Origin of the sequence: Mesorhizobium sp. PUT5 (assembly GCF_052216645.1) — a bacterium.
Classification (GTDB): Bacteria; Pseudomonadota; Alphaproteobacteria; order Rhizobiales; family Rhizobiaceae; genus Mesorhizobium.
In genome coordinates, this window is sequence record NZ_JBQOSO010000003.1 from 829,911 (window position 1) to 851,593 (window position 21,683).

Genomic DNA, 21,683 nt, shown 5'->3' on the forward strand with positions numbered 1-21,683 from the left:
CCCCCCCCCCCCCCCCTGCTCACCAGTTCCTCAACGTGGCGGCGAATGTCTTCATTTGTCTTCATTCGAGCAGCATTCCCGTCGTTCGAAATGTTGACATTTGTTGACAAACGGGAGGCAGCCGCCAGGTGCCCGGCTCTGCCTTTTCGGCATCGCGGATTTGCCGGGCTTCATGAATTTGCTTGCGAGTGAGGCCGATTTCTTCGGCGGTGGGAACCTTGTTCTCTTCGGGAACGAGGTCCGTCCGTTGCCCTGCCTTTCCCCTTTCCTGTGCGGAAAAGTCGGTGCTGAGACGTGAGCAAATTTGCTCGCATCTTTCATGCGGGCAGGGGTTCGCGCTCGCGTAATGACTTCAGATAAATCGGTGCGGCGACAATCCGGGCCAAATTGAAAGCCGCCGGGGACCGACTGAAAAAAAGCGAAATGCGGGGTTTCTGATCGCCCCCAGCGGTGTGCCTTTGAGCATCGACAAGACGCGCTCGCTGATCTTCGTCCCGCGCTCGGCGTCACGCTGCACAGCGCGTTCCGACTGCCCGGTCTTAGCGGCGGTGTCGGCGGTGAAGCGGTCGGCGTCTTTCAAGTCGCCAAGTTGGCGACTTGCCCTATCTCCACCGTGCTTCGTCTCCGGGTACAGCGCCTCATAAGCCTGCTTCCGGCGAACCGTGAACAGCGCGCGTTCGGCTTTGGACAGGGGAAAGCGAGCATTTCGCTTTTTGTCACTCGCTCAATGAGGGGAAAAGGCAGCGGCAAGGCGTAGGCGGTCGGGGCCGCGCTCACGGCGCTGCCGACGCCTGGGCCTCCCGATATTGCTGCCACCGCCTGCGCTGGCCTTCCGCGATGCGCTGGCGCCCCTTGGCTGTCCTCGGCCCCGTAGACATGCCTCCGTGGAACTTGCAGCGGGTGCGGCCGGGGAGCGCCTTCTGTCGGCAGGAGCCGCCTTTCCGGGTCTTGGCCCCGCACAGTTTCTGCTCGTGCTCGGCTGCGCCGTTATCCTCCGGTAAAAATCGGGCCGCCCACGGGCTCTTGGGAGGCAGGACGCGAGCCATCTCAAACGCCGTGCGGAACCTGTCCACGGCCCACCCACCGATGATGCCGGGCAGGCCCTCGTGGTATTTGACCGTGTTGACGTGGACCTCGGCGGCGTGCGCCAGATCACGTTGAGACCAGCCGGCAGCGGCACGCCACGCCTTCAGTTCCGCCGCCGTCCTGAAATTGCAATCGCCACGCATGCCACGATCCTCAATGCAAAGTCTGGTCCGCCCGAGGAGCCGTTGCCGCCTCCCGGGTGATGCCGGCCGCGAACTCGACGCTCTTTTGCAGCGCCACGACCGCCTTGCGAAGGCACTCCTGGGCGTCCGCGAACATGTTTGCCGCCGCATCGGCATTTCCGCCCGCCTCTTGCATTACGGCGGTGTTGTGCAGGGCATGAGCCCCGGCGATCATCCCGAAGACGCCATTGCACAATGTATCGAAGGTCAGGTCGCTGTCGTCCGGCTGCCAGTCCTTCAGCTCCTTGACGCACTCCTGAAACTGCGCGGCGGCCTCCTCCGAGAACAGGGCGTCCACGGCGAGGTCGTTGTACGCCTCCATCTCCGCGACAAGGTCACGAAGCGCGACCATTCCTGCGGCTTTCTTCAACATGGTGGTGTCTCCATCTGGTGCATGAACGCTGGCTTTCCCGCCCGACTGTTTTCGGTTAGGGTTTCGCAGGCTTTGAGCGGGGCGCGCCCAATGAAAACCAAAACATTGATCGCGATAAGTGCAGCGCTGTTGGGTTGGGTTGCTTGGCGAGACGGTGGAGTTGCGGCAGCCATCATCGTTCTTGTCGGCCACGCAGTGATTTTCCAACTTCATGCGCTGGAAGTCCGGGTCAACCGAATTCTCAATCACTATGGGATCCACATCAGCCAGAAAGAAATTGATGAATAAGCCGGACACGCTCTCCGTCCTTTGCTACCTGTTCGCAGCCGCCATCCTTCTCCCCGTGGGGTGGTGGCTAGACGCCAATTTTTCAAAGCAGATCGGCCGTTTCGTCCTCTCGTTTGGCGGGTTGCTCTACTGACCTCCCGCAATGGCGCCAGCCCTTGCCGGGATGGCGAGGAAGTCGCCTAGCCGCTCCAGCGCCTGCATGTACTTCGGATTGGCCTTGGCGAGATGTACGGCCGATTTCAGCGCCCCGGGGCTGTCATGGGTCAGGATCGACGCCATCTGCTGCATGACGTTGGCCTCGGCTTTGTTGGCAATCATCCTGCCGCCGCGAGCAACCAGCGCGCCCGCCGCAGCGCCCTTCCAATCGCCTGTGGTTAGATAGCCCCCGGTCCCGCCAATGCCGAGTTCGACAAGCTGGCGCACGGTGGTCGAGTTGCCGAGCGCACCGCGCAGTCTGTCAGCAATGTCCTCGGCGCGAACGTAAGCCTCGATTTCTTTCATCTTCTGCGGGCCGAACACCATCTGCATTTGCTCGCGCGCCGCCTGCGATTTGAACGTGGAATTGATGACGTTCGTCCTGTCGCCGGCAGCCTTGATGCGGTCGATCAGTTCGGAGGCATAGCCGGCGGCAAAGCCGTCCTTTTCAGTCTTGCTGAACTTCGCGAACGCCTGCCTGGCTTCCGGGATCGAGCGCGGGCTGTTGGCGAACTTCCGGCCCGCCTCCAGCGCGTCCTCTGCCTGGAAGAAGCCGGCTGCCCCCTGCCGTGCAGCCTGATACTCGGGCACTGCGCCGTCGAGCGAGGAGACCAGTTTGTTCTTGAGGGCCGTTAGGTCGCCGGCATAGGTGCGATCCCCGGCACGCTGCGCCTTGCCGATTTCACTGTCCAGATTGCGCTTGACCTGATCCCAGAAGCGCAGCGTCGGTGCCACAAGGCGCCCGTCTGCCGTCTGGCGCAGTTTCATCGTGCCGTCAGGAGCCCGGTGGAATGGGTTCTCCACCGCCTTGAAACCTTCGACCGCGCCCCGGTTGGCGCTGCGGGTGGTCGCCCCCGCCGCCGCGCGCTGCATGGCCGGCGATTGCATCAGTTCCTGCAATTCCGGGCTGAACATCTGCTGAGCGCCAGGCTGAGAAAATGCCCGCTCATAGGCCGGCTTGTTGAAATGCCGCGCCGTCTCGCGAACTGCCTGCTGGAAGCCAATGTCATCGACATTGCCGCCGGTCAGGCGCTTGACGAACTCGGCGGCCCGCGCGCCTTGCCCCGCAAAGCGGTCGCTGGCCATGTTGTCCATCACCGCGCGAGCTTCCGGCGACTGGTTTGCGACGGATCGTCCGAGGGCACGAACTGTCTCGCCGCCCCGGTCGATGTTCATGAGCGGGATGTTGGCGGCGCGGGCAGCGGCTTCATCGGCCGGGTTCATAAGGGCGGCCGGATTTGCCGTTGTGTCACGCTCCATGGCGATCCCGACACGACGGGCTGCTTCCCTGGCCGGATCGCGCAGGGTGTTGATGGCCGCGCCTGCCCGATTGCCAACGGCGCGGGCTGCGGCATTTACGCCGGCACCAAGGCCGGGGATAGCTGCGCCAATCGTACCGTGGACAAGCCCTCTACCCACGGCGTCTTCCATATCACCACCACGAGCAACGGTATCCGCCGCGCTGATCGCGGCATTCGTGGCGCCCGACGCGGCCATGCGGGTGCCGATGTTCTTCCCGGCGATGCCCAGCGCCTGTGCGCCAAGCTTCGTTGCCGCGACGGGTGCCATGGCCCCAATCGTTCCCGCAAGCTGGCCGGTCAGGGCAAAGCCCGGGTTTTCCGCCATGGCCGTTTCCTGCCGGCCGCGCATATCGCCGTAGATGTCCCCGTAGGACTTATCCGAGAACGGAGAGACCAGCGCCGCCGCTGCGGCTGCGGGCGCGGTTTTCAGCGCCGGACCGACAACCGGCAGGTCGAGGCCGCCCGTGAACAGTGCGATATCCTGCCCGATGGGATCGACTTTCGGCAGAACCTCCCCCGTCTGCGGATTGTAGCCCGCCACCCCGGGCGGCCGGTATTCAGGCACGCCGGGCGGCTGGTTCGTGGCAGGGTCTACGCGCGGTTCGGAGGTCTGCCCAGGCGATACAAGCACGAAGCCAGGCGGGGGCGGCGGAATAGCCTCATCGTCGGGACCGTCCACCAGAACGAAGCCGGGCGGCGGCGGGGGGATTTGCTGGTTCATTGCAAGGGCCTCCATTGGCTGCCGTCCCATTCGATGGCCTCACCCGTCTGCGGGTTGACCGCCCGCCGGGCGCCGGCCGGGTTGTTGATGCGCGACCTCCCGCCCTCGCCGCCGGCACCGCGACTGCCCTCATCGCCCGCAGCGAGCGGGTCGAGCTGGGCCGGGTCAAATCCGAGGTCTTGCAGCACTTCACGCGAATGCGGGGTCAGGAAGGTGAATTCGGCCGGCTTGCCCATGGCCGCCGTATATTGGCTGTTGATCGTGTCGATGCGCGATTTGAGCAGTTCCATGACCATCTGCGCCGATGCCTTGATCTGCTCCGGCGAGGCGTTGGGGCTCAGGTTGCTTCGCCAGGTGCGGATTTCCTCCAGCGAGGAGGCCCCGGCACCCTTGAAGACCTTGGCAAGCTCGGACGCGAGGGCATCGGCCGCAGTGTTGAACGCCGTGATCGACGGTTTGCCCAACTGCTGCTTTCCGGTATTGACCGCCCAATTGATCGAGGGATACCCGGTATTGTCCAACTCTCCGGCCGCCTTCTGCAGGGCGTCCAGATGCTGGATCACCAGGTTCGCGGAGTTCAGGGACTGCGAATAGTTGCCGCTGGTGATCGACTTCCGCATGGCCGCTCGCGCCGGGTACTGCGACATGTCGAAGGTCGGGTCGTACTGTGAAACGAGCTTGGCAAGCTCCTGCCTTTCGCCGCCCCGCATGGAAGTGACCTTCTCAATCGGGATGCGATAGTCGGCAACGCCCTTCACGAGATTTGCCGTGGCCGGTTCAAGCTGGGAAAGGAATTCCTGCTGTACATACGGGTCGGGCGCTCCGCTGTCCCCGAGCGGTACAACCGGCAGGGAGTCCAGATTGTATATGCCGCTACCGACCTGCGCGGTTGACGGCGGCGTGACATCGGTGACCTGATCATCGGGGCCAACGCGCAGCATGCGATTGCCGACAACCTTGAAATTGCCGTTGGTGTCTCCCCCGCCGCTGGCCATGAACCGCTGATATTCCGGCGTTCCCGGCTGCAATCCCGCCGCTTCCGCCCGCAACTCCAGCGCACGAAAGCCATCAGGAGGCGCATACTTTGTCTGCTGCTTCTCCAGCCGGGCAATCTGGTTGTCGAGATTGTCGAGGCTGCGCTTGGCGACGGTGTAGGTTTTGTCGTTCCGCGCCGTCGAAGCCCATTCCGCGTACTGATCGCGATGGCGGTAGAGTTGGTCGAGTTTGGCCTGGGTCTCATCTGCCTGTTTCTGGCCCTGGCGCCGAATCTGCGCGATGCCGAAGACATCGCGAACAGAAAAGCCTTGATCCAGAAGCTGAGCGGCTTCCGGGTCGTTTGCCTTCAGCCAGTCAACCGTCTTGTTGCCTGAGGACTGGTCCGGCGAAAGCTGTCCGCCGGGTCCGTCAAGATTTACTTCTCCCCAGCCCCATTCGCCGTTGCCGTCAGTCCCGCCCGAAAGCTGGATGTACTGATAGTTCTTCCCGTCCGAACCGCGCATGATGGCGCCGCGTTGGGCAGTGGCGGGCAAGCCGGGAGGGGATTTCCCATGAACCGTCCCTGGTGGGATAGGAAACTGAGCCACCGGCATTTCCTGCGGAATATTCGCGACGGGCTCAAGCGCGCGGTCATCGGGCGGCGTCTGTCCGAGGTTGAAATTGTACGGATCAAGCTGCGCCACACCATGCAGGCCGAATTGCGTCTGCGTGGGGGCGGACGAGGCCTTGGGCGCGATATCGGGCGCAGAGGCGTCGGACATGGCCGGGTAGCTGTAATTGCCGGTGCTGGCCGCGCTTGGACCATCAGCCGCGCCGCCGAGATCCCCCAGGCTGCCGAATTTGGGCATGCTGGAAAAGAACCTGTCGTCGGCGGCCTTTTGCTCCTGGGCTTGCCGTTGCTCGATTGCAATCTTTGCCGCCGTTGGGTTGGCAGACAGTTGCATCGCTTCGTCGTCCGAAAAGCCGGCAGCCTTCAGCACCGATGCCAGGGAGGCTCGCTGCTGGTCTATCTCGTCCTGCTTCATCTGCTGAGTTTGAAGCCCGCCGTAGAACTTGCCGAAATCCTGCAACGGGTTGTTCCGAGGGCTGGACATCAAGGACATGCCCGCCGCTTGCAACAGATTGCCGAAGCCGGGAGAGCTGAGATATCCGCCGAGGCCGCCAAGGCCTCCGGTTGTGGGCTGGGTCATAGTGCACGATCCTTTCTCATCATCGCGAACGCGGCATCGCGGTCCACGACTGCAAATCCATGGCCGGAGGGAAGCGGTTCGACGCCTGACAGGCGACCGGCGCGGGCATCCGCCACAATGGAACCGATGCCTCGGCATTCGCCCCGGTAGAGGCGCCAGAACTGCATGAGCGTGATGGGCGGGGCGGAGACGATCATGCAGCGGCTCCCCGGGCCGCTTTCACCGCCGTTTCCCGCAGGAAGTCGGAAAGGGTCATCCCGCGCTTGCGGGCTGTTTCGATCAGGCTGCGCTTTTCGTCCCGGCCCACGCGCACCCGAATGAGGTCGTCCATTCGTTCGGCAAATCGCATTGCGGCAATCTCCAAATAAGCGGTATTATGTTACCACAAAATGGAGCGCAACGTAATGACAAAATGTCAGAAAGAAACAATGTGTTGTGGCGTTTCCGCCAGTGTTCGTAAATGTCCGCCAGTGTCCGCATTAGTCGGGAGGGAGAGAGGGCGTAGCAAAGGCCCGCCCAGCGAGCTTGCCCAGCCTGGTTGGAATGCTTGCGGCAGCCATGGCCGGCACCATACCAAGCGGCCGGCAGGTTGGGAGACCGTCAACTGCGTTCGAGGAGCCTTGCTACCCGTTCACAATTTTGCGCGCTGTCATCATCTTGTCGGTTCAAGGTGACTGTGCAGCGGATCAAGAGATTCCAATCCGGGCCGTGCTCAATGATCGGGTGGAGGTCCGAGATTTCTTCAAAGAAGTATTCGACCGACGCCTTCCCGTCGTCGGTCAGATACTCGATTACGGCTTTCCATCGCTTGTCGCCATGGAGCGTCACTACGTTGTTCATTCCCGTTGCTCCACCCCACAAATGCCGACACTCTCAACCGGACCTAGAGCCCCGCCTACGTCAGGCGGGGTTTTTGCTGCTCCCCTTATTCGGATTTGGTGAGGGGTCTTCTCTGACATCCCGTGGATGAGGGCCAGCCGGTTTCGGTCTCGGGGTTTCCGAAGCGCCAGCCTCCGGTGGCGGTCGTTTATTGGCGGCGGCATCCTGGGAGAACTCTTCGTTGGCGTCGGGGTGTTTCTTCTCGACGGGATGGCGGGCGCCGGTCTCATATTCTGTATGTCCGGGCATCGTCGTTCCTCGGCACTGGCTAGTTGGCGGCAAGTGCCGTACTGCAAGACACCGCTAGAGCTTTATTGGGATCATTTGCGCCAAGCGGAGTTGCCCAGCCGGATTTTTCGATAATCCCGCGGCGATCATAAGATGTTGCCGTTTTCAGCGCTGCCAGCACCTCTGCTGAGTTGGGTGCGGTCTTCGATTGGGCGACGCAGTAGGGCGTCATGACGGCGACAACCGCACTGACGCTGGCATCTTCTGCCATCTTCCGAGCGGAGCCGCCAGTGACCCAGCCGCCCCATGTGAAGCCCACGATTGCAAGCGCCACGGCCCCTACGGCCGCGCCGTATACGGCCGGTTCAAACCATTGTCGGGTTGTCATGATGATGTCCGATCTTTGTCAGGACAAGTGCACCTGATCGTGCACGAGAGAAATCATCATATCATCTTATTCAACAGCCCGGGAATAAATCGAGTGCGGCATGGGCAGGGCGAGGCTCCGCCAACGCCTCGCATCTGCTTCCGTTAGCAACGGAGAATGAGCGTGATCCAGATCGACCGGAATGCAGGTGGGTGCCGAGGCGCAGCCGGCCCCGCTGCTGGGGCCAGGCTTTTCTGATCCATGGTCATTCTTCTGCCTCCACCAGTGCGGCCAGCACCGCGTTTGCAGCCAGGGCCTCTAGCCGGGCGGCGTGGGCGGGCTTCCAATACCCGTCCGCCATGCCCGACTTGTCCCCGGGCAGCAGCGGCCAGATCAGCGTTGACACGCGCGCGGAGAGTTTCGTGCTGGTCGTTGCGGTCGGCGGCGATAAGGGCTGCTGCGGCCCGCAAGTCTGCAACGGTGACGGTGAAGGTGCTCATGATTGGGCTCCTGTCAGAACGGCCCTGCCGTGATTGTTGAGGGTGATGCGGCCGGCGGCGCGCAATGCCGTCTCGGCCTGTCCTGCCCGGGTGCCGCCCCAGCCGAGAACGCGCATCGCCATGCCGTAGGTCATGGGGCCGTGGACCCGCAGCGCTTCGACATAGGTTTCGGGATCGTCCGGCTGGACAACCGGAGCGAACTTCACGTCGCGGCGCAGATCGCCTTTCGCCGCGATGGCAGTGCGCTTGGAAATGTCTCCCACGGGAGACAAAGCCGACCCGGCCGCCTGCCGCTCCGCTTCCTCGCGCGACAGGCCAGCATCGCATTCCAGGATGGCGGCGGGCGCCTCATTGCGCGGCGTAGGCGGGCCTGGATGAATTTCCGCCTGCCGGAAAGAGGGGTTACCCCCTTCTGACAAAATTGACGAAATTGACTTTATTCGCTCCGGGGCATTTCTGTCATTTCTGTCAATTTTGTCATTAAGGGGTAAAGCGGTTTTCGCAGCCGCCAGCCAGTCATCGGATCCTTCGAGGAAATTGACCGGCCCCCCGCTGCTACCGCCCTGCACCTTCGGTCAAGCCTGTCACCAGCGAATAAACCTTGCGGAATTTCTTGATTGCCAAAATGGACGCATAGTGAACCGTCATGCTGCACGCCCTTTTCGATCGCTCAAGACATCGTTCCAGTCCGTTCCTACTCGGACTGGTATTTCTACCAACACCGTAATTCCCTTGGCACGAAGGCGCCGACCGAGGCCGAACGCCGCCGCCTGCCCGGTCAGGCTCACATCGTTGTCGCCGAAAATCATCACGGTGCGCACCGACGTGGGCGGCTCCCAGCTTTGGAGCAGATCGGCAGTGAGCGCCGCCCACACTGGAACACCGAAAATTTCCGATGCTGCGAATGCCGTTTCGATGCCTTCGGCAATGCCGAGAACGTCGTCGTGCTCCGTCAGCCGCACCGCCGCTCCGGTCGGCATCGCCCCCATCATCTTGCGGGGCGAAGACACGTCCGCCTTGAATCCGTCCGGGGTCAGAAATGTCCGGTGAAGGGCCGCACGCTCCCCTGCCGCCCGCGCTTCGTCGCTCGGATCGACACGGGCGATCATTGCGGGATGCCATGAAGGCCGCTGCCCCGACTCGATATACCGTTCATCCGCCACCTGGCGCAGAGCCGGTGGGAATGCCGATAGGCCGAGGCGGTGGTTCAGGTATCGGCCGGCGGCATCGCCGAGTGTGATTGGCCTGGCGCGCTTCCACAATGCCGTCATGGCCTCGCGTGTCTTGCCGTCGTCCTGGCGCTGTCCGTCGCGCGTGGGAAGCACCGGCGCAGCGTCCAAGTGCTTTTCGATCTCCTGGGCAGCGCCCTTGAAATCCGTCCGCATGAATAGCTGCACGAGCTGGACGCCGTTACCCGCCCCGCACTGATTACAGATCCAGGTGCCGTTGCCGCCCTTATCATCGAAGCGGAACCGATCCTTGCCCGCGCACATGGGGCAAGGGCCATGTTTGTTCCTGAGAGCCTTCGACGGGACGCCGATAGCGGCGAGGATACCGGACCAGCGTCCGCGTGCACGTTCCCAAATCGGTTCACGCTGCATGAGCCGCCTCCTGCTTTTTCTTTTGCTTCGCCCACGCGATCTGCCTCGATTTGATCCAGTTGAGGAACGTGGCGTCGGGCTCCACGGAATGCTCCATCATGCCGTGGGGCCAGATGCCGAACCTGTCCTTAAACTTGTGCGCCACGTAGCCAGGTGCGTATCCGCGATCCTGCTGGAGCCAGAGGAGCATCGAATAGAACCGCTGCTTTTCGTCGTGGGTAGCCTCGCGTTTGTCTTTTCGCCTGCCCTTGAGTGCGATGAGTTCTCCGTGCCGCTCCTCGATGGCGGATTGCCGTTCAGGCTCGAAACCGCAGGAAGGGCACTTCCTGATGCCGGCTGGTTTCAATCGCGAGCATGCAGGGCATTCCTTGGGCAAGGGCGTTTCGCGGTCCTTGCGGGAGCCGTTGCTCTTCTGATGCGGGCCCATGTCGAGGTGATCGTGGTGGATATCATCCACAAAACCGAGGCGAAGGGTCGTGTCGCTGTGGTCGAGGATCAGGCAGTCGGCCTTGCCAGGCGCCGTGCGCAGTCCGCGACCGATGATCTGCGTGAACAGCGTTTCCGACTTGGTCGGGCGCGCCAGGATGATGCAGCGCACGTCCCAGTCAACGCCGGTCGTGAGCGTATAGACGTTACACACGACCTTGATCTGACCATGCTTCAGGCGTTCGCCGATCAGCTGGCGCTCGTCGGGTGGCGTATCCATGTCCACATAGCCGGTAGCCACGCCTGCCGCTTCGAACTGGTCGGCAAGCTTGCGGGCATGGGCGCGGTCCACCGCAAAGCAGAGCGTCGGGCGATCCTCGCCCAGCCTGAGCCATGTGGCGACCGTATCCGCGATCAAAACGGGCTGGCTCATGGCATCCGAAAGTTGCCCCTCGTGATAGTCGCCAGCCACAGTGCGCACGTTCGTCAGGTCCGGGTGAGCCGGAGCGAAGACGCGGAACGGCGAGAGGAAGCCCTCCGCGATAAGCGCCTTCGTCGTCGTCGGGATCAGCAAATCATCGTAGTGCTTGCCGAGCCCCTTTGCCCAAGGTGTCGCCGACAGCCCGACAAAGGGAACGTTCTGCCACTCGGGCATCGCCATCCACTTGCCGTAGAAGTCGAACCAGCGGTGCGCCTCATCGATCATGACGATGCTGGCGCGTGGCAACTTGCGGCGCATGAGCGTCTGAATGCTCGCCACCTGCACCGGCTGGTCCGCGTCGGTTGCCGGATGAAAGCCCTGCATGACGCCAACGCTGTTGATGCCCTGTTCGGCAAACCGCTCGACGGTCTGGCTGACCAGCGACAGGAAGGGCACCGTGAACAGCACCGGGTTGCCCTTCCGCAAGGCGCCTTCAACGATGGCCGCGCCCAAAACCGTTTTGCCTGCCCCGGTCGGCGCCTGGAGCATCGGGCGGCGCTTGCCCGAGGCAAGAGAGTGGCGGAGCATGTCCAGCGCTCGCACCTGATGCGCAAGGAGGGTGAACTTCATAGCTCGTCCTCCCTGCCGATCATGCTGCCGTTGACGACCGCCAGCGCCGGCCGGCCCCCTCCTTCCCCTGCTGTACCTAGTTCTGAAAACTCTCCTCCTTGGATAAGATAATCTCTATGCTCAGTGCTTAATGGATACCGCATGGCATCCCGCAAGGCTTGCGGTATGGCTTGCCGAAAGCCTTTCGACATGCCTTCCGCAAAGGCAACAACACGTTGAACAACAAGGGCTTTTAGCGGGCTCTCGGGGAGATATTCGAGGGCTCCGACCCACGCCTTGACCACGTTGGGCGAGGTGGGCGGGTTGTACCTCACGAAGTTCGGGAGGGCGATCAGGCGGGCCTCCGCGTCGTAGTCCGCCATGCCTTTCGACAAGACTTCCCGAAAGGCATCCGGGAAGGCTTCCCGGAAGTCTTTCAGCTCGGCCGACAGCCCTTCGGGCGTGCCCCTCATGGCGCCAAGAGCGGTCATGTTGGGATGGGTCAGAAGCAGGAAAAAGCAGAGCTTTGCGGTATCGCTCAGCGCCTGGAATTTCGCATCGTTCCAAATGCGGACATCGATCTTGCGATAGTGGCTCATCAGTCCAGAGCCTCCATGATCCTGCTCATGCGGTCGGCAAGCCCGGATGCCCGCTGTCCGAGGACGGAGCGCTGGCGGCCGGCGGCGTGGAGCAATTCGGGGATAGGCAGCGCCTCGATTTCATCGACCAGGGCGACAAACCGTTCGAAGACCTTCGTCGGCGTTTCGGGCGCTGGCGCAGCCTCCACCGGAGCGAAACGGGCGGCAATCCCACCCGTCTTGCGTTGCTGGAGAACTGCGACCTGCTCTTGCGGATCGCTATGGCGAGCGGCGGCGAGAAGCGCGGAACGGTTGTTGTCGAGGCCGGCTTCGCGGGCGGCGGCTTTCGCTTCGTCGGAGAGCGCGGCCACCTTGACGGCGCGGGATGCGTCGTCGCGCTTGATGCCGAGCTCGCGTTCGGCGGCACGAACTCCCTTGAAGGTTGGTTGTTCAGCACCAGGTGTCGCAAGTTGCGACACCTTCTCCGCATTCAGCTTCACCCAAAGAGCGACCTGCTCGTCGCGCTCCAGGGCCGACAGTTCGGCGCGGTGCAGATTTTCGGCGATCATCGCCATTCTGGCGGCTAGGTCGTCGTCACTTGCAATGATGCAGGGGATTTCCCGCCAGCCCAGCAGATCGAGCGCCTGGAGGCGGTGGGCGCCGGTAACAACCTCGTATACATCACCAACGGCGCGGACGCGGATGGGGTTGATGAGGCCGACACTGTCAATGGAGTCTGCGAGGTCTGCCACCGCGTCGTCGCTGCGATGGCGGGCATCGGCGCGGTATTTGATCACTTCGACGGGGAGGTGCTTGATCTCCATCATGCCACACCTCCGATACCGGCCAGGTGGCAAACGAGCCGAGCCCTCCGCGCCGAGAGGTGGTAGCGGGCTGCGATAATCGAGACGGCGATTTCCGTTGCGGAGAGGGTGGGGGTCTGGTAGTCCTTGGCTGCTACAGCTTTCGAGGCTACTTGGCCGCCGCTCCCGATGATTGAGCCCATCGGGGCGGCAGCTTCGTTATGGAGGTGCATATTACACCTCCGCAGCCGAGGGCAGCGACTCCACATGGCGACGGAGGCTGTCTGCTAGTACCAGCGTACGACGCCCTTCCTTCCGAGCCTCGATCTTTCCCGCCTTGATAAGCTCGTAGAGCTTGGTGGGACCGAGGCCGCAAGCCGCGCACGCGTCTTTGATCGTGAAAGAGATTGCGGTCATGTGTCCTTTCCTTTGCCATTGTTCACCAATGGACGCGGTGAGCATGGGCAAAGGCTAAGGCACTGATTCAATTGATACAAAAACTGCCGGGCATTTTTCTGGCAGTATTTTCGGCACTATTTCGGCCGGCTTGCGGCGGATTGCTGGCAGCTTTCGCGGCAGGATATTGACAGTTTAGCCGGATTGGGGGCCGGGCTTCCACCACGCGGGGCGTTTTTGGGCAAAGCGGTGCTTGATGGTATCCACTTTGGCGGTGGGTAGGCGGTCTCTCACCAGTTTGACTACGCCATCCCGATCGGGCCGAGGAAAAATCTCGCCATTCTCGACGGCCTTGAAAATCTGATCCAATTCTGCGTCGATCTTTTCTTCGGAAACGTTCTTGGTGATCCGCCTTGCCGACGTGGGCGGGAACGCTCGGTTAATCTGAGCCGAGTTGAAGAAAACCCACAGCGTCGGTTCGTCGCTGCTATATGGATCATCCGACACTTCCAGAAGAGAAGCGCGACCCGTGCTGAACCAGCGCAGAAATCTCTCCGTCTTCCAAAGATGCTGCTTAATTAACAACGTCTTCCCATTGTAGATTTGGGCATATGCATTGAGAGCGCCACTTAAACACGCGTCTCTGATCGCCAATCTGGCGGCGCCAAGGCATTTGTATGCATCTTGTTGGGCCGTGATCCCCGGGCTGAGAGCGTCGGCGGCTCTCTGCCAGTCCTGAGGCGACAAGTAGATGCCGCTGATTCCACGCGATGTTGCGAAGGTAGGAGGCTCCCGCGATTTAGATTCAGGCAGCAGCGACCATGCCCTTTCACGGTCCGCTGGCTTTGCGTTTTCCTGCGAAGGCAGGGCCGAGATGAATGGGGCTGAGGCGATTTCCACAATCTCATCCCATTTTTCCCCAAATTTCCACCTGCCTACAATTTGGAACGCGCGTCCAATGGAGATTTCATCTTGATTGTCGAGCGGCCAAGTCGATTCATCAAAGATTTTGAAGAACATGGATCTCGTGCACCTCACGAAACGCACCAAGGTGGCCGCAGGGAAACCGGGTGGTGCTGTCCCGGCTTGTCGGGCCGTCGCCCTATCCCTGCGGGTTCGTCATCCGTGCAGCCGCACAACGTTTCCGTCAGGCTGCCCGGCCTGGCTATCAATGATGGTGCGCAATCGCGCATCCCAGGAGGTCAGCGCCGATTCGACGCGTTCGTCCAGTCGAGGCCGGCTGTAGTGCCGGATCAATATCCTTGTGTCTTTCGTCCCGCGCTGATGGCCGACAACAGCGGCTATCGAGTCCAAGGAGATTCCCATTTCGTCCATGGCGGTGACGACGGTGCGGCGCAGATCATGCGTGGTGAAATGAGCACAGGGTAGTTTGCGATGTTTCAGTGCGTGCCCCAAATCGGTAGATCTCAAAGCCCGGTCTACAGTCGAAGCGCGAAATAGGGGGCCTCTCTTTCGTATCTCCAGCGCCGTCTCGACTATCTCCCTTGCGCGGCCCACCAGTGGAGTTAACCGCTCATTTTTGTTCTTGGAGCGAGAGGCGGGGAGGGTCCAGACCAACCGGTCGCCATCGGTCTGGACTTCCGACGCGTCCATTCCCGCCAGTTCACCAACTCTGGCCCCGGTGCAAAGTTGCAACCGCAGCACGGCGATGCAGTCAGGCGGCATTCTATCGGCGCCAGCATCCAGCCACGTCCAAACTGCCTTGATCTCTTCGGCCGAAAGCACCCTGTCACAAGGATCGCCCATGCCGTAGGTTTCCGCCCCTGCGGTAGGGTCAGTGGTCACATAGCCCTTGGACACGCCCCACCGAAACATGGCGCCTATGGCCTGCCGGCGCTTTTCAGCTTCGCGGGGCCGTCCGTTCGCTACCGGATCGAGAAGGCTGCTGATGTGGCTTCTCTTTATATCTTCCGCTGCCGTCTGCATCTGGGGGCGGAGTGCGCGTTTCAACCGGCGCTCGATATCATCGGCGGTGCGAAGTGCGCCGCCCTTGCGGTGGGGGCTTTTGATGTTCTTCCCGTAGCGTTCGATCAACTGTTCGACGGTCAATAGCTCCTGCTTGGCCTGCCGGGCTTGGTTTTCCTCTTCGAGGAGGTCGCGCCCCTGGCGGGCAGCCTTGAGGACATCGGCGGTTCGCTCGCGCGCCTCTCCAAGGCCAAGGCCATTCTTTCCGGCAGGGTCGCATGGTCCAAGCGAGACGCTCCTGGTTTTATCCTCCCCCTTGATCCGGTAAGCGACATTCCATGTCAGCGCCCCGGAAGGGGCGACACGCACCCGCAAACCTGCCTGCTGATCGTCCGAGACATAGTAGCCGTTTGCCCTGGGGCGAAGCGCCCCCAGCACTACGGCTGTCAGCCTTTTCCTCATCGCCTCACTGCCCGTCGCCAACGGCAAACCGATTCCATAGCAACACTATAGCAACATTTTTGCCGGAAGCCCACGCACGATGGTGAACGACCACGGAAAATAACCATTGATTTTATGCAGGAAAATCAGTGCGAGCCGGACAATGACGAATGATAGCGAACACTGGTTCAAGGGCTGGTCGCAGACCTGGCTCGTCCACATGCGCGACCCCGTCCGTTTGGCCGGGGATCTCGGGGCGGGCTCCTTCCTGGTTGCCCAGGTGCTTTTCGCCGGCATGCTCGGTTCGGTCCTGCTGCATCCGCTGCTCCTGGCCACCTTCCTGCTCCTGCTTGCCGGCCTGCTGTCGGGCGAATTCGGCGGTACGGCAGGCTCGGTTCTGCTCGCCGTCGACACGGTCAACATCGTCTGCGGCTACCTGTCGTTCCTCCTGCTGGGCTGGCAGACGCTGACGCGGGCCGAGCGGGCGGGCTTCTGGAAGACGGTGCTGCTCACGCCGCCCTATTGGGCGATGATGTCCTGGGCGGGCTGGCGCGCGATATGGCAATTGTGGCGGCGGCCGCACCTTTGGGAGAAGACGCCGCACGAACCGGACGCCTTGTGGACAGGCCGGTGGGTCGGGCAGCCGCTGTATTCCACAGCGGAGCGGCGAAGACCCGGCTTCGGCCGGCACCGCACGGCACCGCCGCTCGCACCCGCCTGACCGCGCGGCCCGGTCGGCGAAAGAGCCTGCGCACATCGACCGCGTAGTCCGGGGCGCGGGGGCCTTACACGGAAACGAAGGACGGCCCCTCGCCGATGATCTTGTCGTCTTCCTCGCCGATGGCATCGCGGTCGCGCCCGTCATAGGGCAGCGAGAGCAGGATGCGGCGTATGACTGCCAGCCGCGCCCGGCGCTTGTCGTTGGCGCGCACCACGATCCACGGCGCGTGCTTCGAATGGCTACGCTTCAACATCTCGTCGCGCGCCCCGGTATAGTCGTCCCAGCGGGTCAGGCCGGCGACGTCGATGGGCGAGAACTTCCAGTTCTTGAGCGGACTGTGGCGGCGGTCGTAGAAACGGTCGAGCTGGGTTTCCTGGCCGATGTCCAGCCAGAACTTGAAGAAATGGATGCCGTCGGCGCGGATCATGCGCTCGAAATTCGGAACTTCCTTCAGGAACTGCTCATGCTCGGCGCGCGTGCAGAAGCCCATCACCGGTTCCACGCCCGCGCGGTTGTACCAGGAGCGGTCGAAGCTCACCAGTTCGCCGGCCGCGGGAAAATGCGTCACGTAGCGCTGGAAGTACCATTGTCCGCGCTCGGTTTCCGTCGGCTTGCCGAGGGCAACGTTGCGGGCGCTGCGCGGGTTGAGATACTGGTGCAGCACGAAAATGGTGCCGCCCTTGCCGGCGGCGTCGCGTCCTTCGAAAAGCGCCAGCACCCGCTGTCCCGAAATCTGCAGCCACTTCTGCGCCTTCACCAACTCGACCTGGAGCATCTGCAGCGTCTCGTCGTAGTCGCCGGCCTTCAGCTTCTTGTCGTAGGGGTAGCCGCCCGCCGAGAGCTTCTTCTGCTCGATCCAGGCGGGAAGTTCCGGAGCGTCGACGTCGAACACGCGCTCCTTGCCGTTCACCTTGATGTTGAGAGGCTCGATCGGCGTGTCGGGAAGGGGCGGGGCCGACCCGGCCACATGCGGCGGGGCGGTGTCGGCATTATCTCCATCCTTTTTCATGCGTGCGGGGCCTTCTTCCTGGGGAAACTCATGCTATTTGGGGGCTCCGGCCGCGTCCAGCACCAAGTTCGCGCCAGGATTGCGGCCGGTCTGTCAAGGCGCAGGGAGCGCGCATGGTTGAAACGAGCGGGCAGGGGCGGCGCGCCGCGTCCGGCGTCGCCGAGCGTTTGCGGCGCGGGCGGTGGCTGCTTCTGGCCGGCGTTGCGGGGGTGATCGCCGTCTATGCGTTTGCGGATCACGCCGTCTACATCCTGCCGCCGGCGCTGCTCTTGTTGGTGGCTGCGGCGCTCGTCCCGGACCGCCCCGCGCCGGTGGGGGTGTCCGGCGCCGGCACAGCCGAAGTCCCCGAACTGCGCCGGTTGAACGGCGAGTATCTGGCGGCGGCGGTCCCGGATCCGCTCATCGTCTTCGACCGGAGCGCAGCCATTGTCTATGCCAATGCGGCGGCCGCGGCCACATTCGGGCCGCTGGCGCAGGGCCTTTCGCTGCCCTTGAAGTTCCGCGCGCCGGAAATGCAGGTGCTGCTGGACGAAATCCTGTCCGGCGCGGTCGCCTCCGCCGCGATCGACCTTGTCGAAAAACTGCCGGTGGAGAGCGTCTATCGCGTCACCGCCGCTGCGGTCGGCCACGATACGGGCCTGTTCGTGCTGATGTTCAAGGACCAGAGCGAGGCCCGCCGCATCGACCGCATGCGCGCCGACTTCATCGCCAATGCCAGCCATGAGATGCGCACGCCGCTCGCCTCCATCGCCGGCTTCATCGAGACGCTGCGCGGGGCCGCGCGCGATGACCCGGCTGCGCGCGCCCAGTTCCTGGAAATCATGCAGAACCAGACGGCGCGCATGTCGCGGCTGATCGACGACCTGCTTTCGCTGTCGCGGCTGGAAATGCGGCCGCTGCGCCGGTCGGGCGCGAAGGTGGACTTGCGCGAGGTGCTCGAAAGCGTCATCGATTCGCTGGCGCCGCTGGCGCGCGACAATGGCATCGTCGTGGAGCGGGATTTTTCCGCCGGCCGGCTGGAGGTGCCGGGCGACCGGGACGAATTGTTCCAGGTGTTCGAAAACCTTTTGGAGAACGCCTGCAAATACGGCCGCTCCGGCGGGCGCGTGGTGGTGACGGCCGCATCCGGCGCGGAAATGCCGGAGCCGGCCATAGACGTCATGGTCAGGGATTTCGGGCCAGGCATTGCCGAGGAGCATATTCCGCGCGTGACCGAACGCTTCTACCGGATCGACGCAGAGGCGAGCCGCGCGCAGAAGGGCACCGGCCTCGGCCTGGCCATCGTCAAGCACATACTCACCCGTCACAACGGGCGTCTGTCCATCAGGTCCGAACTGGGCAAGGGCACGGCCTTCACCGTCCATTTGCCGGTAAATTAAGGCCGGCGGCGGTTTCGTCCGTTTGCCGGCGTTCCGTCTGGCTGACGTTTCGCAAGCCTGTTACATGGTGGGCCTAGGGTATTGTGCGGCCATGCGGAATCGGGCGGTGCCGCGGCAAATGCGTCTTGGAAGCATGGAGCGGCTGCACGGGCAGGGCCGGTCCGGAAGGTTGGGCAATCATGCGGTCGATGCATATCGTCAGCGCCTATGAGGAAGAGCTGAACTATCTGGCCAGGCGCATCGCGGCCATGGGCGGCCATGCCGAGCGCATGGTGGAGCAGGCCGTGGCAGCATTGGTGAGCGGCGACGCGGAGCTTGCGCGCAAGGTCGTGGCCGACGATGCGTTGCTGGACGAGGCCCAGCGCGAGATCGATGACAAGGCCATCGTCGTCATTGCCCGGCGCCAACCCATGGCCACGGACCTGCGTGAGATCATCGGCGCCATCCGCATCGCTGCCGATCTGGAGCGGATCGGCGATCTCGGCAAGAACGTGGCCAAACGTGCGGTTGCCGTGGCCGACGCCGGCCAGCCGACCGCCCTGTTCCGGGGCATCGAGGCGCTGGCCACGCTGGCGCTGACGCAACTCAAGGAAGTGCTGGACGTCTACGCCTCGCGCTCGGTCGAGCACATCGGCTTCGTGCGCGACCGCGACGAGCAGATCGACGCCATGTACACTTCGCTGTTCCGCGAGCTTCTGACCTATATGATGGAAGATCCCCGCAACATCACGCCCTGCACGCATCTGCTGTTCTGCGCCAAGAACATCGAGCGCATAGGCGACCACGCCACCAACATCGTCGAGGCGATCTATTACATGATTACCGGCGAGCAGATGCCCGCCGACCGGCCGAAGGAAGACAAGACCGACCGCGTGGTGATCGGTCCCGACCTGTCGAAATGACGGATTTCGGGATGCGGGCTCCCTGAGGAGGGCGCATGGCGGACGATCTGCTGCGCGCGACCGTCCGCTATTCGCGGCTGGATCAGCGCACGCGGCGCCGCTCGGAAGCCGGCTGGAAGGCGATGCGGGAATGATAGGTGCAATAGGGGCCGGTTTCCGCCGCGTCGTTGCCGCAGAAGTGAAAGTCCTCGGCCAGCGGGTCCCCGTTCGGCCATTTGCACGTGCGCTCGGTCAGTTCCGTCAGTTGCAGGCGGCGCGAGATCGGCACCACCACATTCTCGACCGGGCGGATGAACTGGCGCGCCACCGGTTCGGCCTCGAACTGCGCCTGCAGGGCAGTAGCCCCGATCGAGACGGTGGTGTGGCGTTGCGCGGCCACCCGCGCCACCGTCTTGCCGGCGGTTGCCGCCTGCGTCACGACCTTCTTCTGTCGCGCGGGAGCGGCCGTCGCACGCCCGCGGCTGGACAGCTTCAGCCTGTGTACCTTGCCGATAACCGCGTTGCGGCTGACGCCCCCAAGCTGTGCGGCGATCTGGCTTGCGCTCAGACCCTCCGACCACAGTTTCCTCAGGAGTTCGACGCGTTCGTCAGTCCAGTTCATGAGACTGCGCTCCTTTGAACCGTACGGCGTTCGGAATCCATTCCCGTTCCGGCTCGCGCCGGGCAGGCACCACATATACCGAGGTGATTAGATCCGCCGCACGAAATCTAGCTATTTCAAGCCCACAAATACCTTATGCGTTGACTCGGTGACAAGAGTCCCGGCGGCAACACGATTCGGTTTTTTCAGTTTTCCCCAACTTGCCGACCGTACCCGGAAGATGCTTCCGTCAGGGAAGGATGCCGGCGGTTGTCATGCGCTCGACGTTTTCGTTGACTTCGCATCCGAAAACCACGATAAGCCACCAAAAGCCGCCGTTTCGGCGGCTTTTTGATTTTTCCGGTTCCGGAGACGCATATAATGAGCGGTTCGGCGCTTTACGAGACCTTCGCCCGCATCCCCCTGGCCTTCGATCACGGGGAGGGTGCTTGGCTCGTCACTGACACGGGCGAGCGATATCTCGACTTTGCCGCAGGCATCGCCGTCAATTCGCTCGGCCATGGCCATCCCCATCTGGTGGCGGCGCTGGCCGAGCAGGCCGGCAAGCTCTGGCACGTCTCCAACCTCTACGAAATTCCCGGCCAGCGGCGCCTGGGCGAGCGGCTGGCGGCGGCGACCTTCGCCGACAAGGTCTTCTTCACCAATTCGGGCGCCGAGGCGTTGGAATGCGCCATCAAGACTGCCCGGCGCTACCAGTATGTCAACGGTCATCCGGAGCGCTATCGCATCGTCACTTTCGAAGGCGCCTTTCACGGGCGCACGCTGGCCACCATCGCTGCCGGCGGCCAGCAGAAATATCTGGAAGGGTTCGGTCCCAAGGTCGAGGGCTTCGACCAGGTTCCCTTCGGCGACGTGGACGCCGCCGAAAGGGCGATCACGCCCGAAACCGCCGCCATTCTGGTGGAGCCCGTGCAGGGCGAGGGCGGCATCCGCCCCCTGTCGGTGCAGGCCCTGAAGCGGCTCAGGCAACTGTGCGACAAGCATGGCCTGCTTCTCATCCTCGACGAGGTGCAGTGCGGGGTGGGACGCACCGGCCGGCTGTTCGCGTATGAATGGGCGGGCGTCAGCCCGGACCTGATGGCGATCGCCAAGGGCATTGGCGGGGGCTTCCCCATGGGCGCCTGCCTAGCCACCGATGCGGCTGCCGAGGGCATGACCGCCGGCGTGCACGGCACCACCTTCGGCGGCAACCCTCTGGCCATGGCGGTGGGCAACGCCGTGCTCGACGTGGTCCTGGAGGAAGGCTTCCTCGACGAGGTCGGGCGCAAGGCGCTGCTCTTCAAGCAGGGGCTGGCGGCGATCGCCGACGAATTCCCGCAGGTGATCGAGGAAATCCGCGGCGCCGGCCTCATGCTCGGGCTGAAATGCGCCATGCCCAACGCCAAGGTCAACCAGGCGCTGCGCGACCAGCACTTGCTGGCCGTGCCCGCCGGCGAAAACGTCATCCGCCTGCTGCCGCCGCTCAATGTCGCCGACGAGGACATCGGCGAGGCGCTGAGGCGCATCCGCGCCGCTGCCCAGGGGTTGGCGGACGCGGTCGCGGCAGCGGCGAAGTAGCGGAACT

24 protein-coding genes are annotated in these 21,683 nt (G+C 63.1%); 4 read left to right on the forward strand and 20 right to left on the reverse strand.

Features of this window, described 5'->3' with window-relative positions; all coding sequences use genetic code 11:
- Nucleotides 1-352: 352 nt before the first annotated feature.
- The 18 genes from ACTDI4_RS05485 to ACTDI4_RS05570 all read right to left on the reverse strand — a co-directional run bounded on the left by ACTDI4_RS05485 (nt 353) and on the right by ACTDI4_RS05570 (nt 15,549).
- Nucleotides 353-580 carry a hypothetical protein gene (locus tag ACTDI4_RS05485; RefSeq protein WP_442840186.1) on the reverse strand — a complete coding sequence of 76 codons (228 nt, stop codon included), beginning with the start codon at nt 578-580 and terminating at the stop codon, nt 353-355.
- A gap of 193 nt (nt 581-773) precedes the next feature.
- Nucleotides 774-1,229 carry an HGGxSTG domain-containing protein gene (locus tag ACTDI4_RS05490; RefSeq protein WP_442840187.1) on the reverse strand — a complete coding sequence of 152 codons (456 nt, stop codon included), beginning with the start codon at nt 1,227-1,229 and terminating at the stop codon, nt 774-776.
- A gap of 10 nt (nt 1,230-1,239) precedes the next feature.
- Nucleotides 1,240-1,938 (reverse strand): hypothetical protein, encoded by a 699-nt coding sequence (locus ACTDI4_RS05495; protein WP_442840188.1) that lies wholly within the window; start codon nt 1,936-1,938, stop codon nt 1,240-1,242.
- Nucleotides 1,939-2,055: 117 nt separating this feature from the next.
- Nucleotides 2,056-4,146 (reverse strand): hypothetical protein, encoded by a 2,091-nt coding sequence (locus ACTDI4_RS05500; protein WP_442840189.1) that lies wholly within the window; start codon nt 4,144-4,146, stop codon nt 2,056-2,058.
- Complete coding sequence (locus tag ACTDI4_RS05505) at nt 4,143-6,332, reverse strand: hypothetical protein (RefSeq protein WP_442840190.1); 2,190 nt, start codon at nt 6,330-6,332, stop codon at nt 4,143-4,145. The genes ACTDI4_RS05500 and ACTDI4_RS05505 overlap by 4 nt, the downstream gene beginning before the upstream one ends.
- Entirely contained in the window at nt 6,329-6,529 is a 201-nt protein-coding gene (locus tag ACTDI4_RS05510) for a hypothetical protein (RefSeq protein ID WP_442840191.1), read from the reverse strand. Before ACTDI4_RS05510 ends, ACTDI4_RS05505 begins: the two co-directional genes overlap by 4 nt.
- Complete coding sequence (locus ACTDI4_RS05515; protein WP_442840192.1) at nt 6,526-6,681, reverse strand: plasmid mobilization protein; 156 nt, start codon at nt 6,679-6,681, stop codon at nt 6,526-6,528. Before ACTDI4_RS05515 ends, ACTDI4_RS05510 begins: the two co-directional genes overlap by 4 nt.
- Before the next feature lie 251 nt (nt 6,682-6,932).
- Nucleotides 6,933-7,172 carry a hypothetical protein gene (locus ACTDI4_RS05520; RefSeq protein ID WP_442840193.1) on the reverse strand — a complete coding sequence of 80 codons (240 nt, stop codon included), beginning with the start codon at nt 7,170-7,172 and terminating at the stop codon, nt 6,933-6,935.
- A gap of 307 nt (nt 7,173-7,479) precedes the next feature.
- On the reverse strand, nt 7,480-7,827 hold the full coding sequence (locus ACTDI4_RS05525; protein ID WP_442840194.1) for a hypothetical protein: 348 nt from the start codon (nt 7,825-7,827) through the stop codon (nt 7,480-7,482).
- A gap of 244 nt (nt 7,828-8,071) precedes the next feature.
- Complete coding sequence (locus ACTDI4_RS05530) at nt 8,072-8,212, reverse strand: hypothetical protein (RefSeq protein WP_442840195.1); 141 nt, start codon at nt 8,210-8,212, stop codon at nt 8,072-8,074.
- 90 nt (nt 8,213-8,302) lie between these two features.
- A complete protein-coding gene (locus ACTDI4_RS05535; protein WP_442840196.1) occupies nt 8,303-8,875 on the reverse strand; it encodes a hypothetical protein in 573 nt (190 codons plus the stop codon).
- A 75-nt stretch (nt 8,876-8,950) separates the two neighbouring features.
- Entirely contained in the window at nt 8,951-9,907 is a 957-nt protein-coding gene (locus ACTDI4_RS05540) for a DUF7146 domain-containing protein (RefSeq protein ID WP_442840197.1), read from the reverse strand.
- The gene (locus tag ACTDI4_RS05545) at nt 9,897-11,384 is read right to left on the reverse strand and encodes a DEAD/DEAH box helicase (RefSeq protein ID WP_442840198.1); all 1,488 of its coding nucleotides are present in this window, start codon (nt 11,382-11,384) and stop codon (nt 9,897-9,899) included. The genes ACTDI4_RS05540 and ACTDI4_RS05545 overlap by 11 nt, the downstream gene beginning before the upstream one ends.
- Complete coding sequence (locus ACTDI4_RS05550; protein WP_442840199.1) at nt 11,381-11,962, reverse strand: hypothetical protein; 582 nt, start codon at nt 11,960-11,962, stop codon at nt 11,381-11,383. Before ACTDI4_RS05550 ends, ACTDI4_RS05545 begins: the two co-directional genes overlap by 4 nt.
- Entirely contained in the window at nt 11,962-12,768 is an 807-nt protein-coding gene (locus tag ACTDI4_RS05555) for a ParB/RepB/Spo0J family partition protein (RefSeq protein WP_442840200.1), read from the reverse strand. Before ACTDI4_RS05555 ends, ACTDI4_RS05550 begins: the two co-directional genes overlap by 1 nt.
- A gap of 210 nt (nt 12,769-12,978) precedes the next feature.
- Nucleotides 12,979-13,206 (reverse strand): helix-turn-helix domain-containing protein, encoded by a 228-nt coding sequence (locus ACTDI4_RS05560; protein WP_442840201.1) that lies wholly within the window; start codon nt 13,204-13,206, stop codon nt 12,979-12,981.
- A gap of 129 nt (nt 13,207-13,335) precedes the next feature.
- On the reverse strand, nt 13,336-14,160 hold the full coding sequence (locus tag ACTDI4_RS05565; RefSeq protein ID WP_442840202.1) for a hypothetical protein: 825 nt from the start codon (nt 14,158-14,160) through the stop codon (nt 13,336-13,338).
- A 99-nt stretch (nt 14,161-14,259) separates the two neighbouring features.
- Nucleotides 14,260-15,549 (reverse strand): tyrosine-type recombinase/integrase, encoded by a 1,290-nt coding sequence (locus ACTDI4_RS05570; protein WP_442840203.1) that lies wholly within the window; start codon nt 15,547-15,549, stop codon nt 14,260-14,262.
- Nucleotides 15,550-15,670: 121 nt separating this feature from the next.
- Here ACTDI4_RS05570 and ACTDI4_RS05575 point away from each other — a divergent pair, with 121 nt between their 5' ends.
- Nucleotides 15,671-16,228, forward strand: coding sequence for a hypothetical protein (locus tag ACTDI4_RS05575; RefSeq protein WP_442840204.1), 558 nt, complete (start codon nt 15,671-15,673; stop codon nt 16,226-16,228).
- 64 nt (nt 16,229-16,292) lie between these two features.
- On the opposite strand, the gene ppk2 is transcribed toward ACTDI4_RS05575, so the two are convergent.
- Entirely contained in the window at nt 16,293-17,237 is a 945-nt protein-coding gene (ppk2, locus tag ACTDI4_RS05580; protein WP_442840205.1) for a polyphosphate kinase 2, read from the reverse strand.
- A 113-nt stretch (nt 17,238-17,350) separates the two neighbouring features.
- Between ppk2 and ACTDI4_RS05585 the strand changes: the two genes are divergently transcribed.
- Complete coding sequence (locus tag ACTDI4_RS05585) at nt 17,351-18,616, forward strand: sensor histidine kinase (RefSeq protein WP_442840206.1); 1,266 nt, start codon at nt 17,351-17,353, stop codon at nt 18,614-18,616.
- A 179-nt stretch (nt 18,617-18,795) separates the two neighbouring features.
- Complete coding sequence (phoU, locus tag ACTDI4_RS05590) at nt 18,796-19,518, forward strand: phosphate signaling complex protein PhoU (RefSeq protein WP_442840207.1); 723 nt, start codon at nt 18,796-18,798, stop codon at nt 19,516-19,518.
- A gap of 82 nt (nt 19,519-19,600) precedes the next feature.
- On the opposite strand, the gene ACTDI4_RS05595 is transcribed toward phoU, so the two are convergent.
- Nucleotides 19,601-20,119: a GcrA family cell cycle regulator gene (locus tag ACTDI4_RS05595; protein ID WP_442840208.1), complete on the reverse strand. Its 519-nt coding sequence runs from the start codon at nt 20,117-20,119 to the stop codon at nt 19,601-19,603.
- 360 nt (nt 20,120-20,479) lie between these two features.
- On the opposite strand from ACTDI4_RS05595, the gene ACTDI4_RS05600 reads away from it, so the two are divergent.
- On the forward strand, nt 20,480-21,676 hold the full coding sequence (locus tag ACTDI4_RS05600) for an aspartate aminotransferase family protein (protein ID WP_442840209.1): 1,197 nt from the start codon (nt 20,480-20,482) through the stop codon (nt 21,674-21,676).
- The last annotated feature ends 7 nt before the right edge of the window (nt 21,677-21,683 follow it).